General features: G+C 62.2%; 16 protein-coding genes. All 16 read left to right on the top strand.

From position 1 onward, the window contains the following. Positions 1-126 precede the first annotated feature (126 nt). The 16 genes from rpsP (at position 127) to DW195_RS02575 (ending at position 16,422) form a co-directional block, all read left to right on the top strand. The gene (rpsP, locus tag DW195_RS02650) at positions 127-468 is read left to right on the top strand and encodes a 30S ribosomal protein S16 (RefSeq protein ID WP_022094749.1); all 342 of its coding nucleotides are present in this window, start codon (positions 127-129) and stop codon (positions 466-468) included. Positions 469-510: 42 nt separating this feature from the next. Then, positions 511-756, top strand: a complete 246-nt coding sequence (locus DW195_RS02645; RefSeq protein ID WP_171021534.1) for a KH domain-containing protein — start codon at positions 511-513, stop codon at positions 754-756. 4 nt (positions 757-760) lie between these two features. Beyond that, entirely contained in the window at positions 761-1,282 is a 522-nt protein-coding gene (gene rimM / locus DW195_RS02640) for a ribosome maturation factor RimM (protein WP_055309865.1), read from the top strand. A 10-nt stretch (positions 1,283-1,292) separates the two neighbouring features. After that, a complete protein-coding gene (gene trmD / locus DW195_RS02635; protein ID WP_118205744.1) occupies positions 1,293-2,051 on the top strand; it encodes a tRNA (guanosine(37)-N1)-methyltransferase TrmD in 759 nt (252 codons plus the stop codon). A gap of 2 nt (positions 2,052-2,053) precedes the next feature. Then, the gene (gene lepB / locus DW195_RS02630; protein WP_118205743.1) at positions 2,054-2,617 is read left to right on the top strand and encodes a signal peptidase I; all 564 of its coding nucleotides are present in this window, start codon (positions 2,054-2,056) and stop codon (positions 2,615-2,617) included. A gap of 59 nt (positions 2,618-2,676) precedes the next feature. Continuing rightward, on the top strand, positions 2,677-3,588 hold the full coding sequence (locus DW195_RS02625; RefSeq protein ID WP_006236091.1) for a glycine--tRNA ligase subunit alpha: 912 nt from the start codon (positions 2,677-2,679) through the stop codon (positions 3,586-3,588). 3 nt (positions 3,589-3,591) lie between these two features. Continuing rightward, complete coding sequence (gene glyS, locus DW195_RS02620) at positions 3,592-5,688, top strand: glycine--tRNA ligase subunit beta (protein ID WP_118205742.1); 2,097 nt, start codon at positions 3,592-3,594, stop codon at positions 5,686-5,688. A 34-nt stretch (positions 5,689-5,722) separates the two neighbouring features. Continuing rightward, positions 5,723-6,589, top strand: coding sequence for a pyruvate, water dikinase regulatory protein (locus DW195_RS02615; protein ID WP_118205741.1), 867 nt, complete (start codon positions 5,723-5,725; stop codon positions 6,587-6,589). 250 nt (positions 6,590-6,839) lie between these two features. After that, positions 6,840-9,590, top strand: a complete 2,751-nt coding sequence (gene ppdK / locus DW195_RS02610) for a pyruvate, phosphate dikinase (protein ID WP_118205740.1) — start codon at positions 6,840-6,842, stop codon at positions 9,588-9,590. Positions 9,591-9,799: 209 nt separating this feature from the next. Further along, positions 9,800-10,141, top strand: coding sequence for a 50S ribosomal protein L19 (gene rplS / locus DW195_RS02605; protein WP_006236098.1), 342 nt, complete (start codon positions 9,800-9,802; stop codon positions 10,139-10,141). A gap of 93 nt (positions 10,142-10,234) precedes the next feature. After that, positions 10,235-11,023, top strand: a complete 789-nt coding sequence (locus DW195_RS02600; protein ID WP_118205739.1) for a ribonuclease HII — start codon at positions 10,235-10,237, stop codon at positions 11,021-11,023. A 189-nt stretch (positions 11,024-11,212) separates the two neighbouring features. Then, a complete protein-coding gene (locus DW195_RS02595) occupies positions 11,213-11,698 on the top strand; it encodes a YraN family protein (protein WP_118205738.1) in 486 nt (161 codons plus the stop codon). Next, positions 11,698-13,221: a YifB family Mg chelatase-like AAA ATPase gene (locus DW195_RS02590; protein WP_118205737.1), complete on the top strand. Its 1,524-nt coding sequence runs from the start codon at positions 11,698-11,700 to the stop codon at positions 13,219-13,221. The genes DW195_RS02595 and DW195_RS02590 overlap by 1 nt, the downstream gene beginning before the upstream one ends. Further along, the gene (locus tag DW195_RS02585) at positions 13,221-14,153 is read left to right on the top strand and encodes a DNA-processing protein DprA (RefSeq protein WP_118205736.1); all 933 of its coding nucleotides are present in this window, start codon (positions 13,221-13,223) and stop codon (positions 14,151-14,153) included. The genes DW195_RS02590 and DW195_RS02585 overlap by 1 nt, the downstream gene beginning before the upstream one ends. Before the next feature lie 14 nt (positions 14,154-14,167). Further along, a complete protein-coding gene (trmFO, locus tag DW195_RS02580) occupies positions 14,168-15,505 on the top strand; it encodes a methylenetetrahydrofolate--tRNA-(uracil(54)-C(5))-methyltransferase (FADH(2)-oxidizing) TrmFO (RefSeq protein ID WP_118205735.1) in 1,338 nt (445 codons plus the stop codon). After that, on the top strand, positions 15,502-16,422 hold the full coding sequence (locus DW195_RS02575; protein ID WP_118205734.1) for a tyrosine recombinase: 921 nt from the start codon (positions 15,502-15,504) through the stop codon (positions 16,420-16,422). Before trmFO ends, DW195_RS02575 begins: the two co-directional genes overlap by 4 nt. The last annotated feature ends 109 nt before the right edge of the window (positions 16,423-16,531 follow it).

The raw sequence follows: 16,531 nt of genomic DNA, 5'->3' as shown, positions 1-16,531 counted from the left end.
GATTTGCCCTCGACTACACCGAAGAAGTTGGTCTCACGGACTTCACCTGCCCGCGTCGATGGCGTATTATGTTCAACTGTTTGTTTGTAGTTGCAGCCTAAAGCTGCTTGGTTGGAGGAGTTTCCTTTGGCAGTCAAGATTCGCCTTGCTCGTCACGGCGCTAAGAAGCGTCCGTACTACCGTGTCGTCGTCGCCGATTCCCGCGCCCCGCGTGACGGTCGTATCATCGAGGAGGTTGGCCGCTACAACCCGATGACCGCCCCCAAGACCATCAACCTCGACCTCGAGAAGATCGCCGACTGGCAGTCCAAGGGCGCTCAGCTCACCGACGCCGTCGCCGCTCTGGTCAAGGCCGCCAACGAGGGCGAGAAGACCGAGACCGTCGTCAAGAAGTCCAAGAAGCAGCTCGCCAAAGAGGCCGAGGCCGCTAAGGCTGCCGCTGAGGCCGCTGAGGGCGCCGAGGAGTAAATCGTGCCTGAGGTTGACGCTGCACAGCTCGAGGGTGAGGCAATGCTCTCAGATCGCATCGCCGATCTCGTCGAATATCTCGTTGTTCAGATCGTCGACGACCCGGATTCCGTGAGCCTTGAGGTCATCGATGGTGACGACGCCTCCACGATTGAGGTTTCGGTCGCCGAGGATGACGTCGCTAAGGTCATCGGCCGTCGTGGCCGTACCATCAAGGCCATTCGCACGCTCGCCCGTGCACTGGCCGCTCGCCTCGACACTGCTGTCGAGGTAGAGGTTCTGGGCTAGGACCTTGAGGTCCCAGTACAAAAACATCGCCCGTGTGGTCAAGCCGCACGGAAGGAAGGGGGAGGTCCTCGCGCAGCCGCTGCGGGGGCTTCCTTCTGTATTAGAGCCGGGTATGCGCGTCGCCCTGACGCCGCCGGCGCTCAAGCGCGACCGCTTTTGCACGGTCGTGTCCGTCACCGATACGGGCGATGGCGATCTGGTCTCGTTTGAGGGTATTGACGACTTGACGGCCGCCGAGGGCATCACGGGATGCTATGTGCTGGCAAATCGTGACGACTTTGAGCTCGATTCGCTCGACGCTGCCTATACCGACCTGATGGGTCGCGAGGTGGTCGATGAGCGCTTCGGTTCGCTCGGCACGATCGTCGAGATCATGTCGACGCCCGCTAACGATGTTTGGGTTGTCGAGGGTGATCGGTACGGCGAGGTACTGATTCCCGTGATCGAGCAGGTCGTGCTCGATCTTCCCGACACTGGAACAATTTCCGTCCACGTTATGGACGGCCTGATCGATATGGACAAGTAGGGAGGACAACATGCTGATTGAGACCCTTTCGGTCTTTCCCGAGATGTTTGAGCCCGTCATGTCCACATCGATTTTGGGCCGCGCCCGCAAGGCCGGCCTTTTTGATTTTAAGGCGTATAACCTGCGCGACTGGACGCACGACCGCCATCGTACCGTCGATGACGAGCCGTACGGCGGCGGGCAGGGCATGCTCATGAAGGTCGAGCCTATCGCCGAGGCCATCGAGGCTATTAGCTCCGAGGGTCCTAAGCCCACCGTGGTGTTTTTTACCCCCTGTGGCGAGCCTTTTACGCAGCATGTGGCCGAGCGCCTGCTCAAAACCGAGCGCCTGCTGTTTGTGTGCAGCCGTTACGAAGGTGTCGACGAGCGTGCCTATGCGTATGCCGACGAGCGCCTGTCGATCGGCGATTACGTGCTCACGGGCGGCGAGCTTCCCGCTATGGTCGTTGCCGATGCCGTCGTACGCCTGATTCCCGGCGCCCTGGGCGACGAGATGAGCAACGTCGACGAGTCGTTCTCGACCGCCGAGGACGGAGGCCTGCTCGAGTATGCGCAGTACACCCGCCCCGCTGAGTTCAATGGCCAGGGTGTGCCTCCGGTGCTCGTGAGCGGAGATCACGCTAAGGTCGATGCCTGGCGCCGCAAGAATGCCATCGAGCGCACTTGTCGTTGGCGTCCCGATCTGATCGAGACGGCGCGGCTTACGCCCCAGGAGCGCGCATACGCGCAGGAGATTCTGGACGCTTCGTATTCGCAGAGCGAGGAGTGAGAATGGTTCCATCGCAGCATTCCGCGTTGAGGGGCGCCTTTGAGTGGATCGCGGTCGTCGTCATCGCGCTCGCCGCCACCTTCCTGATCCGCACCTTTGTGATCGAACCCTTTGTGGTGCCCACCGGCTCCATGGAGTCCACGATCGAGATTGGCGACCAGATCCTGGCGCAAAAGGTGAGCCTCGAGCTCGGCCAGCCTGTCACCCAGGGCGATATCGTGGTGTTTCACAACCCCGATGGCACCTCTGAGCATGATGTGCTGGTGAAACGCGTCATTGCCACGGCCGGCCAGACCGTTGACCTGCAGGACGGCAAGGTCGTCGTCGACGGCCAGGCTCTCGACGAGGACTATACGACCGGCATGAGCTGGCCGCTTTCGGTCCAGGCGCCCGCCGCCCAGGTGAGCTATCCCTACACCGTCCCCGACGACTGCGTGTGGGTGATGGGCGACAACCGCGAGAATTCAGCCGACTCACGCTACTTTGGCCCGGTCGACCGTTCGGACCTGATCGCCGTAGCGCTCGTGCGTTACTGGCCGCTCAACCGTCTGGGCGCTATCGACTAAAAACCGCTATAGTACAGTACCTAACCGTGTAATCGTTTCGACGAGGGGATATTAGAGGCATGAACGCTTCATCGCTTTCCTTCCAAGACATCATCCTGCGCCTCCAGCAGTACTGGGGCGAGCAGGGCTGCGTCATTATGCAGCCCTATGACTCCGAGGTCGGTGCCGGTACCTTCCATACCGCGACCACGCTCCGCTCGCTCGGTCCCGCCGAGTGGCGCACCTGCTATGCGCAGCCCTGCCGCCGTCCCGCCGACGGCCGCTACGGCGAGAACCCTAACCGCATGCAGCACTACTATCAGTTCCAGGTGCTCATTAAGCCCTCTCCGGTTAATGCTCAGGAGCTTTACCTGGGGTCTCTTGCCGCCATTGGCCTGGACCCCAACGACCATGACGTCCGCTTTGTCGAGGATGACTGGGAGAGCCCGACCCTGGGCGCCTGGGGCCTTGGCTGGGAGGTTTGGCTCAACGGCATGGAGGTCACGCAGTTTACGTACTTCCAGCAGGTGGGCGGCATCGAGGTCGACCCCGTGCCCGTCGAGATCACCTATGGCCTGGAGCGTATCGCCATGTATGCCCAGGGCGTCAACTCCGTTTACGACCTGGTGTGGAGCTACCTGCCCGACGGTACGCCCATGACCTATGGCGACGTGTTCCTCGAGAACGAGCGCGAGTTCAGTGCTTATAACTTTGAGGTCGCCAACGTCGAGATGATGCGTCAGAAGTTTGACGACTACGAGGCCGAGTGCCATTCCTGCCTGGAGCGCAAGCTGCCGCTGCCAGCGTATGACTGTGTCATGAAGTGCAGCCACGCTTTCAACCTGCTCGATGCCCGCGGCGCCCTGTCCGCGGTCGAGCGTGCCAACTACATCCTGCGCGTCCGCGCCGTCGCCAAGGCGTGCTGCGAGGCCTATATGGCCGAGGTCGCCGGAGTCAACGAGAATGCCGACCAGGAAGGCGAGGTGGCGTAAGCCATGGCAGACGCTAAGGATTTCCTGTTTGAGATCGGTACGGAGGAAATGCCCTCCGCACCGCTGAACAATGCTGTCAAGCAGCTTGGCACCATGATCGCCAAGGGCCTCGACGAGGCCGGTCTGGCCCATGGCGAGGTCCGCGTGATCTCGAGTCCGCGTCGTCTGGCTGCGCTCGTGGCCAACGTCGCCACTGCGACCGATGAGGTTCACGAGGTCAAGCGTGGCCCTGCGGCCAACATCGCCTTCGACGCTGACGGTAACGCCACCAAGGCCGCCCAGGGCTTCGCCCGCAAGTGCGGTGTGGCTGCCGAGGATCTGGTCCGTCGCGAGGACACCGACGGCCGTGAGTACGTCTTTGCCGAGAAGAACATTCCTTCCGCTCCGGCTACTCCGATCCTGACGGCCCTGTGCGAGAAGACCATCGCCGGCCTGCAGTGGCCCAACTACCGTAGTCAGCGCTGGGGCCACGAGCACGCCACCTTCGTGCGCCCGGTCCGCTGGATCTGCTGCCTTCTGGGCGAGGATGTTGTGCCCGTGTCGTTTGCCGACGTGACGAGCGGCAACACTACGCGCGGCCATCGCGTGCTTGGCCCCGGTGACCACGTTGTCGCTAGCCCCGCCGCCTACGAGCAGGTGCTCGAGGACGCCGGCGTGCTTTCTGCCGAGCGCCGTCGCGAGGCGATTCTAGCCGGTATCGCCGAGGTCGAGGCTGCCCGTCCCGGCTGCCATGTCGATACGCCCAAGAAGGTCTTTGAGGAGGTTATCAACCTCTGCGAGTGGCCGACGGTGCTCGTCGGTACCTTCGATGAGGAATTCCTCAAGGTCCCGCACGAGATCATCTGCGAGTCCATGCTCACCAACCAGCGCTACTTCCCGATCTATGACGGCGAGGGCAAGCTGACGCGTGAGTTCGTGGTCGTCTCCAACAGCAAGCCCGAGAACGCCGAGCGCGTGATCGACGGCAACGAGCGCGTCGTGCGTGCCCGTCTGGACGACGCCAAGTTCTTCTACGAGGAGGACCTGAAGATCTCCCTCGACGAGTTCCGTGAGCGCCTGGCCAAGGTCGCCTTCCAGGAGAAGCTCGGCAGCGTGCTTGCCAAGTCCGAGCGCATTGAGCAGCTTGCGCTTGCGATTGCCCGCGAGGCACACCTGGGTGCTCACCTGGCAGCCGACGCCGGCCGTGCCGCGCACCTGTGCAAGGCCGACCTGGTGTCTAACGCCGTCGTCGAGTTTACAAGCCAGCAGGGCGTGATGGGCGGTTATTACGCGACCGCGATGGGGGAGAACGACGAGGTCGCCCATGCCATCCGCGATCACTATCGCCCCCGCTTTGCCGGTGACGAGTTGCCCGAGGGCACCGCTGGCTGCATCGTGGCCTGCGCCGACAAGCTCGATACCATCGCCGGTATCTTTGCCATCGGAGAGCCTCCGACCGGCTCTTCGGACCCCTACGCGCTGCGTCGTGCCGCCATCGGCATCATCAACATCCTGCGCGACCGTCTGCCGATCGACCCCACGTCGCTCATCGACTTCGCCCTTGAGCTCTATAGCGAGCAGGGCATCGAGTTCGACGCCGCCGAGGTCGCCCAGCAGGTTCGCGACTTCTTCCACGGCCGTCTGGTGAGCATGGCCCGTGATGAGAAGATCCCGGCGGATACTGTTGCCGCCGTCTCCGCGGTGCACATCATCGCGCCGTCGGTCTTCTTCGCCCGCTGCGCCGCCCTCGACGAGGCCCGCAAGAACGACGCCGAGACCTTTGACAACCTGGCCACCGCCTATGCTCGTGCCGCGCATATCTCCAAGCCCGAGCTGGGCGCGGAGTACGACCGCAGCCTGATGGGCGAGGCCGAGCTCGCGCTCGCCGACGCCTCCGAGGCTGCCCAGACCGCTGTCGACGCCGCCCTTGCTGCCGAGGACTACCCGGCCGCATTTGCCGCGCTTGCCGCTCTGCGCGCACCCATCGACCGCTTCTTCGACGAGGTTATGGTCATGGACAAGGACGAGCAGCTTCGCGATAATCGCCTTAAGCTGCTCAACCGCTTCGAGGCCGTGTTCTCCGGCATCGCCAATATCGGTGAGCTTGCCCGCAAAAAGTAAGCTAGCCTGCGCGTAAGCGCAAAAGGAGCCCCGCATGGATTGCCCGGTCGCCGCTCGTCCCACCGTTATCGTTATCTCCGACTCGCTCGGTGATACCGCTTGTGAGGTGGTGCTTGCGGCGTCCGGGCAATTTGATGAAGGGGCTTTTCGTGTTTTACGCCTGCCCAAGGTGACCTCGGTGGAGCAGGTCAAGTCGTTTGTGGGGCCGCGCGTCGATGCCGACCACCGCGATATCGCTGTGTTCCACACCATCGTCGACCCGGCGCTGCGCGCTCGCGTACTCGACTACCTGAGCATGCTGCATATCCGCTCGGTCGACTTGATCGGCCCGACACTCGCCGTGCTTTCGTCGCTTATTGGCGTTGCACCCAAGGGCGTTGCGGGCGTGATTCACAAGACCGATGACCGGTATTTCCATCGCATCGAGGCCATGGAGTATTTTGTTGAGCACGATGACGGGCGCGGGTGCGATGATCTGTCGGGTGCCGATATCGTGCTGTTGGGCGTATCGCGCACGTCCAAGACGCCACTGTCGATGTATTTGGCCTATCAGGGCTATAAAGTCGCCAATGTTCCGCTGGCGCATGGTATGGAGCCGCCTAAGTCGATTTACGAGGTCGACCCGATGCGGCTGTTCGGTCTGATTTCGACTGTTGACGTGATTTCCGAGATCCGCGATAGCCGCCTGGGGGATGATTACGCCCGTGCCGTTGCCGGCTCCTATGCCGAGCCCGAGAGCGTACGCAGCGAGCTCGAGGAAGCCCGTGCCCTTATGAAGCGCCTGGGCTGCTTTGTGGTACGCACCGATGGCAAGGCGATTGAGGAGAGCGCCTCCGAGATCATTAGCCACTTGGAGGAAATCCAAGAAGCTCGCGCCCGCCGAGCCACCCGCCGCGCCTAATATTAGTAGCATTTTGATAAAGCGATTTAGCAAAAACATCGCATCTGACCTGCTTTTTTATTGTGTTGGTATCTTCATAAGGTAACCAACTTTACCTACCGTTTACCGCCAGTTTTAGCACGTTTACCAAACCGCGTATCCTCTGCTCAAGCCCGTTCAAATCCGGCCGTATAGTTCCCTCACGGCCCGCATCCGGCGGGTCGATTCGTTACCACGGTCGTGCGCGTAAGCGCATGGAAGGGGAAGTATCGTGAGCGATTGCAAGAGGGTTTACCGTTTTGGAACCGACGCCCAGGGCACCTGTGTCACTGAGGGCGACAAGTCCATGAACTTCGTGCTTGGCGGCAAGGGCGCAAACCTTGCCGAGATGAGCCGCATCGGCCTGCCGGTTCCCGGTGGCTTTACCATTACCTGCCAGACTTGCGTCGAGTACTCCGGTGCCGGCAACGTCTGGCCCGAAGGCGCACTCGATGAGATCGTTGCCGCCGAGGCCGACCTCGAGGCCCGCTGTGGCAAGAAGCTCGGTGACGACAATGATCCGTTGCTCGTGTCGGTTCGCTCGGGCGCTCCATTTTCCATGCCCGGTATGATGGACACGGTCCTCAACTTGGGCCTCAACGACGACTCCGTTCAGGGGCTCATCGCCCAGACGCAAAATCCGCGTTTTGCCTGGGATAGCTACCGCCGCTTTATCCAGATGTTTTCCAACGTCGTTATGGGTGTTGATGCCGACCTGTTCGAGAACGCCCTGACCCAGGCCCGCCTGGTCGCCGGTGTTCGCGTCGATTCCGAGCTTTCGGCCGAGGACCTTCAGGAGCTTGTCGAGACCTTCAAGGGCATCTTCTCTGATAACGTCGAGGCCGCCCTGTATCCCGAGCTCGAGGTCACCGGCGGCAAGCCCGTCTTCCCGCATGATCCGGAGCTCCAGTTGCGCCTTGCCATCCAGGCCGTCTTTGGCAGCTGGATGAACGAGCGCGCCTGCATCTACCGCAAACAGCACGGCATCTCCGACGAGCTCGGTACTGCCGTCAACGTCCAGGCTATGGCTTTTGGCAACAAGGGTGAGACCTCCGCGACCGGCGTCGCCTTTACGCGCAACCCGGCCGACGGCACTAAGGAGTTCTACGGCGACTTTCTGGTCAACGCCCAGGGCGAGGATGTCGTCGCCGGCATCCGCAATACCGAGCCCATCGCCGACCTCAAGACCACCCCGGGCCTCGAGTCCGCAGGTGAGGAGCTCGAGCGCGTGTTCCTGACGCTCGAGGATCACTATCGCGACATGTGCGACATCGAGTTCACCATCGAGCAGGGTAAGCTCTGGATGCTCCAGACTCGCGTGGGCAAGCGCACTGCCACCGCCGCCCTGCGCATCGCCATCGAAATGGTCGAGGAGGGCCTGATCACTCGCGAGGAGGCCGTGAGCCGCATCGATCCCGCGCAGCTCGACCAGCTTTTGCACCCGCAGTTTGACGCCTCCAAGAAGTACGAGGCGCTGGCCAGCGGTCTTAACGCCAGCCCCGGTGCCGCCGTGGGCGAGGTCGTGTTCTCGAGCGATGACGCCGTCGCGCGCGCCAACGAGGGTCACAAGGTCATTCTGGTTCGTTGGGAGACCAACCCCGATGACCTGAAGGGCATGGTCGCCGCCGAGGGCATCCTGACCAGCCACGGTGGCAAGACGAGCCATGCCGCCGTTATCGCCCGCGGCATGGGTACGCCCTGCGTCTGCGGCGTTGAACGCTTCCACATCGACGCCGCCGAGAAGGTCGTGCACATCGAGGGCAGTGACCGCGTGCTGCATGAGGGCGACATCATCTCCATCGACGGTACTCAGGGCATCGTCGTCGACGGCGCCGTTGATCTGGTTTCGGCTGAGCTCACCGGCGACCTGGACACCATCCTGTCCTGGGCCGACGAGATTCGTCTGGACGAGACCGATGGCCACGCCAACCACGTGCGCGTCAACGCCGACAACCCTGAGGACGCTGAGCTCGCCCTCGAGTTTGGTGCCGAGGCCATCGGCCTGTGCCGCACCGAGCACATGTTCCTGGGCGACCGTAAGAACATCATCCAGAGCTTTATCCTGTCTGACGATGAGACCGTGAAGCAGCAGGCCCTGGCCGACCTGCTCAAGGTTCAGACCGAGGACTTCCTGGCGATGTTCAAGACTATGTCCGGTCGCGACGTGGTCGTTCGCCTGCTCGATCCGCCGCTTCATGAGTTCCTGGATAATCCTCGCGAGCTCGAGGTCGCCATCACCAAGAAGGAAGCCGCTGGCGCCAGCGAGGAAGAGCTTGCCGTCCTGCGCACCCGCCTGCGTCGTATCGACGGCATGGTCGAGTCGAACCCCATGCTCGGCCTACGCGGCGTGCGCCTGTCCGTCGTCTTTAGCGATCTGCCGCTCATGCAGGTCCGTGCCGTGGCAACGGCTGCTGCCCGCCTTATCAAGGAAGGCGTCGACCCGCGTCCCGAGATTATGGTCCCGCTCGTCTCCATCACGGCGGAGCATGTCCAGACCCGCGAGGTCATCGAGCGCGTGATCGCCGAGGTTTCCGCCGAGGAAGGCGTCGAGCTCAATATTCCCGTGGGCACGATGCTCGAGCTGCCGCGTGCCTGCATGGTCGCCGACGAGATCGCCCATCATGCCGACTTCTTCTGCTTTGGCACCAACGACCTCACGCAGACGACCTTCGGCTTCTCCCGCGACGATGCCGAGGCCAAGTTCATCCCGCTGTACATGCACAAGAAGATCTTGAAGGATAACCCCTTCGAGACCATCGACTCTGCGGTACTCGAGCTGGTGCGCATGGCCGTCGAGAAGGGTCGCGCCACCAACCCCGGCATGCACTTTGGCGTGTGTGGCGAGCACGGCGGCGACCCCAAGTCCATCAAGGGCCTATTTAACGTGGCCGATGTGGACTATGTGTCCTGCTCGCCCTACCGCGTGCCCCTCGCACGCCTGGCTGCCGCCCAGGCCAAGCTCGAGGCCAAACGTTCCGCCTAACGTTTTGGGTATAGACGCCTAGCGTAGCCCCCTTCATGCCGCCCGCCTCATTCGTGAGGCGGGCGGTTATCATGTGCGGGTTTTGTCTTTTTGTCTGCGTAAAAAATTGTTCTTGCAGCAGAAACCCGCGCGTGTATACTCGAATACGTTTGTTCAACTACGTGCCGGCCAAGGTGGTACGGCACCTCTAGAAGAGTAAGGAATTGCACATGGATTACATCCGCGCAATCGAGCGTCAGCAGATCCGCGAGGACATTCCTCAGGTTCGCGTCGCCGACAACGTCAAGGTTCACTACCGCATTAAGGAAGGCGACCGCGAGCGCATCCAGGTCTTCCAGGGCGACGTCATCCGCATGGCCGGCGCCGGTGCCCGCGAGACCTTCACCGTCCGCAAGATGTCCTTCGGTGTCGGTGTTGAGCGTACCTTCCCGCTTCACAGCCCCAAGATCGCCAAGCTCGAGGTCGTTCGTCATGGTCGCGTCCGTCGCGCCAAGCTGTACTACCTCCGCGACAAGGTGGGCAAGGCTGCTCGCATCCCCGAGAAGCGCTAAGAAGATCGCAGCGTCTGTCCACTCGTTTGGACACAAGGGTCACCTTCGGGTGGCCCTTCTTTTTATCTGATTTGCATGCAAGGAGGGCCTGGTATGGCCAACATGACGAGCTCGGTTTCGGCATCGCAGGTTGCCGGTGAGTTGGCGAGCGCTACGTTTGAGGAGATTCCCGCCCTCGTGGAGCATTATCGCGAGGACCCGCGCCAGCAGGTGATCAAGGCTTGTGAACGCGCCCTCAAACGCCATGCCAAAGAGCTTGCCGAGCGCGAGCGCGTCAATGACATGTACGAGCTTATGCATGAGCTTGGCGGCGATGGGGTGGTCGTTGGTGTCGACGAGGTGGGTCGCGGATCGGTGGCCGGTCCTTTGACGGTGTGCGCCGTCTGTCTTCCTATGGAGCCGCACGTTTGGGGTATCAACGATTCCAAAAAGCTCACGCCGGCGCGCCGCGAGTTGCTCTCAGTGAAGATTGCCGAGGTGGCGACGGCGATCGGTTTTTGCCATATCGCGCCTAAGGATATCGATGAGATGGGCATGGCGCGTGCCATTCGTGCCGCCGTCGCGGGCGCCGTGGCCGATACGGGACTTGAACCCGACTGCGTCCTCATGGATGGCAACCCCTTGGGCGCCGTTCCCAACGAGCGCGACGTGGTGAAGGGCGATGCCAAAATCGCCTGCATCGCCGCGGCGTCCATCATGGCCAAGGTCACGCGTGACGAGATGATGGTCGAGTACGACGCCGAGTACCCCGAGTATCATCTAGCCGAGTCGAAGGGCTACGCAAGCCCCGAGCACATCGAGGCGATTCGCAAACATGGACTTTGTCCGCTGCACCGCGTGAGCTTTTGCGGAAACTTTCTGCAGACTGAGCGCCTTTTCTAGGTCAATTGTGGAGACAGGGACCCCTGGCGTTTTATAAACCTGCTGGTAGCGGGCCGTGTGCAACGTGATTGTTGCGTACGGCCCGTTTTTTGTTGGCATTTGGTCAGCTTTTGGTTTGCTTCCGGTACTTACCCGCATGAAAGGTGCCCTCATCATCGGGGCAATGCAGTGTGCGGGAAAGGAGACCCCATGAGTGCCGCAAGCAAAAAGAGCAAGACGCAGCAGCTCAAGGAGCGTTGGGAAAACGGCGATCTCGACTGCGGGGCGATGACGCCCGAGTTTATCAAGGGGCTCAGTCCCCGCGAGCTGGGCATGCTGGGCGAGCTGATCACCATCGACTACTTTAACGAGCGCGGCTACACCTTGCTGGAGCAGGGTTATCGTTGCACCGAGGGCGAGGCCGATCTGGTGCTGCTCGATGAGCTCGACGATGTGGTGGTGATGGCCGAGGTCAAGACCAGGCGGGTTGCGCTCGATTGCGACACGCGGGTGTTTCCCGAGGAGGCGGTGAACGCCCAAAAGCAACGCCGCTACCGCCGCATCGCAAGTTGCTACCTCATGGAGCATTATCCACTCAAGGCGATTCGCTTCGATGCCGTGGGCGTCACCATCCGCGGCGGGCATATCGCCGAGATCGAGCATCAGTACAATGCGTTCGATTGGCAGGTGTCGTGATGGCGTTCGAGACGTTTGCCGTTCACGCGGCCTGCATCCGCGGCGTCGAGGCGATTCCCGTCACGGTCGAGGTCTCGCTTGCCGGCGGCGTTCCGGGCATTCAGATGCTCGGCATTCCGAGTATGGAGGTGATGGAGTCACGCGGTCGTATTCGCTGTGCGATGCGCTCCGCCGGGTTCGAGATCCCGCGCTCGGGCATTACGGTCAATCTGGCGCCCGGCGATATTCGCAAGACCGGTAGCGGCTTTGATCTGCCCATCGCCATCGCGGTATTGGCGGCCGATGGTCAGATTCCCCGCGACAACCTCGATCGTTGTCTTATCGCAGGTGAGCTTGGCTTGGACGGTACGGTCCTTCCTGTCAAGGGCGAGGTGGCGTTTCAGCTATTGGCGCGTGATATGGGGCTGTCCTTTATCGCTGGCAGGTCCGATCAGCATGTGCCGCTTGCGGGCGTGGATTGCGGCTTTATCGATCATTTGTCTCAGCTTGCTCATGGAATGGGCGATGCCGCGCGGCACTACTTGGATTCTGAAGTGCTCGAGGCGACCTTTGAGCCCGAGCTCGACTATGCCGACGTGCTGGGGCAGGAGGTTGCCAAACGCGGCATGGCACTGGCGGCAGCGGGTGAGCTCGGTTTGCTTATGATCGGGTCCCCTGGATCGGGCAAGACGATGCTTGCGCGCCGTATGACCGGCATCCTGCCCGAGCTTTCCGTTGAGGATCAGCAGGAGGCGCTGTGCATCCATTCGGTCTTGGGCGAGAACATCGATGGCTTATTGGCAGGTCATCGGCCCTTCCGCAGTCCCCACCACAGTATTTCGATCGCAGGCCTTATCGGCGGAGGACGCCCGGTGCATCCGGGTGAGATCAGCCTGGCTCATGGCGGCGTGCTCTTTTTGGACGAGCTTGCCGAGTTTCCCACGGGTGTGCTGCAGACGCTGCGTCAGCCTATCGAACGCGGCCATGTGAGGATCGTACGCGTCGATGGGGCCTTTACCTTCCCGTCGCGCTTTCAGCTGCTGGCCGCGAGCAATCCCTGCCCCTGCGGCTTTTTGGGCGATCGCGAGGTGCCATGCCGCTGCTCGGCATCGATGGTGGAGCGCTATCGGGCAAAGCTGCGCGGTCCTTTGGCCGACCGTATCGACATGATGATCGATGTGACCCGTCCCGACCCCCAAGTGATTATCGAGGGTGCGGAGGGTATGTCGTCGGCCGAGTTGCGTGACTACGTTGTGCGCGGTCGCGCCTTTCGCGCCTGGCGCGAGTCCCGTATGGACGATGTGGATGCCGAGGCCGAGGATGACGCGACGCGGTCCATTGACGGCGTCGTTTCGACTTTTGAGCTCGATGCTGCGGCGGAGAAGTGTGTGCTCGGCCTGTCGAAGCGCACGCATCTCACGGGCCGCGGCATCGTGCGCCTGGTGCGTATCTCGCGTACCATCGCCGACGTCGCCGAGAGCGAGCAGGTGACGCAGGACCACGTGCTCGAGGCGGCGATGTACCAGGGAAGGAGGGACCAGTGATGGCCGAGGGGACCTTCGAGCTGCATCCAGGTGACGCGTTGTATCCCGAGACTGTTTTGGAGCTTTCTGATGTTCCCCAGACGCTCTATGTGCGCGGCAACCCCGAGGTGCTTTCGACGCCTGCGCTCTCCATCATCGGCGCGCGCAAGGCCTCGCCGTATGGTCTTGCCGTGGCAGAGCTTGCGGCAAAGGTGGCGGTCGAGGCGGGCGTGACGGTTGTTTCGGGCGGCGCGGTCGGTTGTGACCAGGCCTCGGGTTGGGCTGCGGTCAACGCCGGCGGCAAACACGTCGTGGTGCTGGGGACGGGTGCCGACGTGGCCTACCCGCGTTCGAGTGCGGGGCTTATTACGCGCACGCTCGATACGGGTGGCGCGGTCGTGTCGATATCCCCGTGGGGCATGGGTCCGCGCAAGTTTGCCTTTCCACGCCGCAATCGCGTGATCGCGGCACTGTCACAAGCCCTCTTTGTATCCGAGGCAGGTATGCCTTCCGGGACGTTTTCTACAGCCGAGGCTGCTATGGATTTGGGGCGCGAACTTCTTGCCGTGCCGGGGTCGATCCTATCGCCCGAGTCGCGTGGCACGAATTACCTCATTGCGAACGGGGCCTGCTGCATCATCGACGAGGAATCTATCGAGATGGCTATCTCACGCATCTACGGCACCCTGCGCTACTCGCGCCCCGATGCGCCCGGCATTGCCGACCTGGATCCAACACAGCAGACCGTGATGCATGCGCTCATCGCCTCTCCGCTCAAGGTCGACGACATCGCGGCGCTTGTCTCGCTCGATGCCGTCGGAGTGCTCAAGCTCTTGGGCTCGCTTGAGCTCGAGGGCCTTATCGAGCGCATGATGGATGGAAGGTATGCGCCCTCCAAGTTTGCCCTTCACGCCCAGACACCCTTCGGTCACAATGGAAAACGTGTCAATTAGAAAGGTGTTTGCAGATGCTGTTTGATCAGGTGACGGTTATCGGTGGCGGTCTGGCGGGTTCGGAATGCGCGATCCAGCTGGCAGACCGCGGGTTTGCCGTAAAGCTGTGCGAGATGCGCCCCCAGGTGAGCTCCCCGGCCCACCATACCGATCACCTGGCAGAGCTCGTCTGCTCCAATTCGTTTAAGTCGACCCGTCCGGATTCTGCGGCTGGTTTGCTGAAGGCCGAGCTTGAGCGCATGGGCTCGGCCCTGCTCGATTGCGCCCATCGTGCGGCCGTTCCCGCCGGCGGGGCCCTGGCGGTCGACCGTGTCAAGTTTTCCGAGCTTGTCGAGGCCGAGGTTGCCGCCCGTCCCAATATCGAGATCATTCATGGCGAGGTCACGCAGATTCCCGAGGGCCATGTGGTCATTGCCGCTGGCCCCTTGTGCTCGCCGGCACTGAGCGAAGAGGTCATGAAGCTCGTCGGTGGCGACGCCCTTGCGTTCTTCGATGCCGCGGCGCCGATCGTCGATGCCTCCACGCTCGATATGGACGTGCTGTTCTCGCAGTCGCGCTACGAGGAACAGGGGAGCGGCGACTATCTCAACGCTCCACTCAATAAGGAGGAGTACGAGGCCTTTATCGAGGCGCTTACCACGGCCGACCGCGTGGTGCTCAAGGACTTTGAGGGCGGCGATCTGTTCCAGGCATGCCAGCCTGCCGAGGAGGTTGCGCGCACCGGCAAGGACGCCATTCGCTTTGGCGCCATGAAGCCCGTCGGCCTCACCGACCCGCGTACCGGACGTCGCCCCTGGGCGGCGATTCAACTGCGTGCCGAGAACAAGGAGAAGACCGCCTATAACCTGGTGGGCTTCCAGACCAACCTGACCTTTGGCGAGCAGAAGCGCGTCTTCCATATGGTGCCGGGTCTGGAGAACGCCGAGTTCTTCCGCTACGGTGTCATGCACCGCAATACCTTTGTCGACGCCCCGCACGTGCTCGATGGCACCTTTGCCGTGCCCGGTACCGGTGTGCGCCTGGCCGGTCAGATCACCGGCACCGAGGGCTATATGGAGGCCGTGGCGACCGGTCTGCTCGCGGCGCTCAACACCTATGCCGAGGCTATCGGTGCCACGGGCGTCGAGCTGCCGCGCGTGGGCGCCCTGGGCGCGCTCGTGGGCTATGCGACCGATCCGGCAACGGTGGGCTATCAGCCCATGCACGTCAACTTTGGCTTGGTGCCGCCGCTCGAGGACGGCATGCGCCGCAGTAAGCGCGACCGCTACCAGGCCTATGCGGACCGTGCGCTCGAGGCTCTTGATGCCTATCTGGCCACTCGCCCCGATCTGTTTGGAGGCGACCGGTCATAGCCTTTGACCTGTACGACACCGTCGACTCGTTTATCGCCTATATCGCACGCGTCGAGGGACTTTCTCCCAACACGGTGACGGCCTATGGCTCGCGGCTGGAGCGCTTTGCTGCCTGGTGCGAGCGTGAGGATATCGATGCTTTCGCTGCCGACGTGCGCACCATTCGTCGCTATCTTGCCGAGCTTTCGCGTGAGCAGGTGGCTCCCCGAACGCTTGCGGCGCATCTGTCGGCTATTCGATCGCTCTATCGCTGGATGGCTGCCGAGGGGATTGTCGAGGGCGATGCGGTCTCGGCGATCGCATCGCCCAAGCTGCCGCGTGACCTGCCGGGCGTCCTTACGACCCAGCAGGTCGAGACGCTGCTCAAGACGCCTGATACCTCGACGCCCGCTGGACTGCGCGATGCGGCGATGCTCGAGCTGCTCTATGCCTCGGGTGCTCGTATCTCTGAGCTCGCAGCACTCAATGTGGAGTCCATCGCTTGGTCCGAACGCACGCTGCGCCTGTGGGGCAAGGGGAGCAAGGAACGTATCGTCCCTCTGTATCGTCGTGCGCTCGAGGCGACGCGTCTCTATATAGAGGAGGGGAGGCCGGAGTTGCTCGCTCGGGCAAAGCGCCGTGACCCCGCTACCGGGCCGCATCCGCTGCTTATATCGGCGCGCGGCAATCGCATGAGCGCCGCCATGCTCAGGCGGCGGTTCCATACGCTGGCGACGCTCGCCGGCATTCCGGCCGACATCGCCCCGCATGCGATGCGCCATACCTTTGCGACCGACTTGCTCGAGGGCGGTGCGGACCTGCGCTCGGTTCAAGAGCTGCTGGGTCATGCGAGCCTGTCCACGACGCAGATCTACACGCATCTCACGCCCGATCGGCTTAAGCGGGCCGTGGCTCAAGCCCATCCCCGCGGCGAATAGTGGCTGGGACGTCCTGCGCCGCACTCAGGTGTGTGGTTTTGATTGCGGGTTGGCAGGAAGAAGCATTCCTGCTATCATTCATCGGGTTGCTTCACGGCAACAGGTTTTT

The organism is Collinsella sp. AM17-1 (genome assembly GCF_003470665.1).
Classification (GTDB): domain Bacteria; phylum Actinomycetota; class Coriobacteriia; order Coriobacteriales; family Coriobacteriaceae; genus Collinsella.
The sequence above is the reverse complement of the archived record's forward strand: the minus strand, read 5'-3'. Positions and strand labels throughout refer to the sequence as shown.

Coding starts and splice junctions, on each gene's coding strand:
- DW195_RS02645 (WP_171021534.1), top strand. CDS start 511: ATGCTCTCAGATCGCATCGCCGATCTCGTCGAATATCTCGTTGTTCAG.
- trmD (WP_118205744.1), top strand. CDS start 1,293: ATGCTGATTGAGACCCTTTCGGTCTTTCCCGAGATGTTTGAGCCCGTC.
- lepB (WP_118205743.1), top strand. CDS start 2,054: ATGGTTCCATCGCAGCATTCCGCGTTGAGGGGCGCCTTTGAGTGGATC.
- DW195_RS02625 (WP_006236091.1), top strand. CDS start 2,677: ATGAACGCTTCATCGCTTTCCTTCCAAGACATCATCCTGCGCCTCCAG.
- glyS (WP_118205742.1), top strand. CDS start 3,592: ATGGCAGACGCTAAGGATTTCCTGTTTGAGATCGGTACGGAGGAAATG.
- DW195_RS02615 (WP_118205741.1), top strand. CDS start 5,723: ATGGATTGCCCGGTCGCCGCTCGTCCCACCGTTATCGTTATCTCCGAC.
- rplS (WP_006236098.1), top strand. CDS start 9,800: ATGGATTACATCCGCGCAATCGAGCGTCAGCAGATCCGCGAGGACATT.
- DW195_RS02600 (WP_118205739.1), top strand. CDS start 10,235: ATGGCCAACATGACGAGCTCGGTTTCGGCATCGCAGGTTGCCGGTGAG.
- DW195_RS02595 (WP_118205738.1), top strand. CDS start 11,213: ATGAGTGCCGCAAGCAAAAAGAGCAAGACGCAGCAGCTCAAGGAGCGT.
- DW195_RS02590 (WP_118205737.1), top strand. CDS start 11,698: ATGGCGTTCGAGACGTTTGCCGTTCACGCGGCCTGCATCCGCGGCGTC.
- DW195_RS02585 (WP_118205736.1), top strand. CDS start 13,221: ATGGCCGAGGGGACCTTCGAGCTGCATCCAGGTGACGCGTTGTATCCC.
- trmFO (WP_118205735.1), top strand. CDS start 14,168: ATGCTGTTTGATCAGGTGACGGTTATCGGTGGCGGTCTGGCGGGTTCG.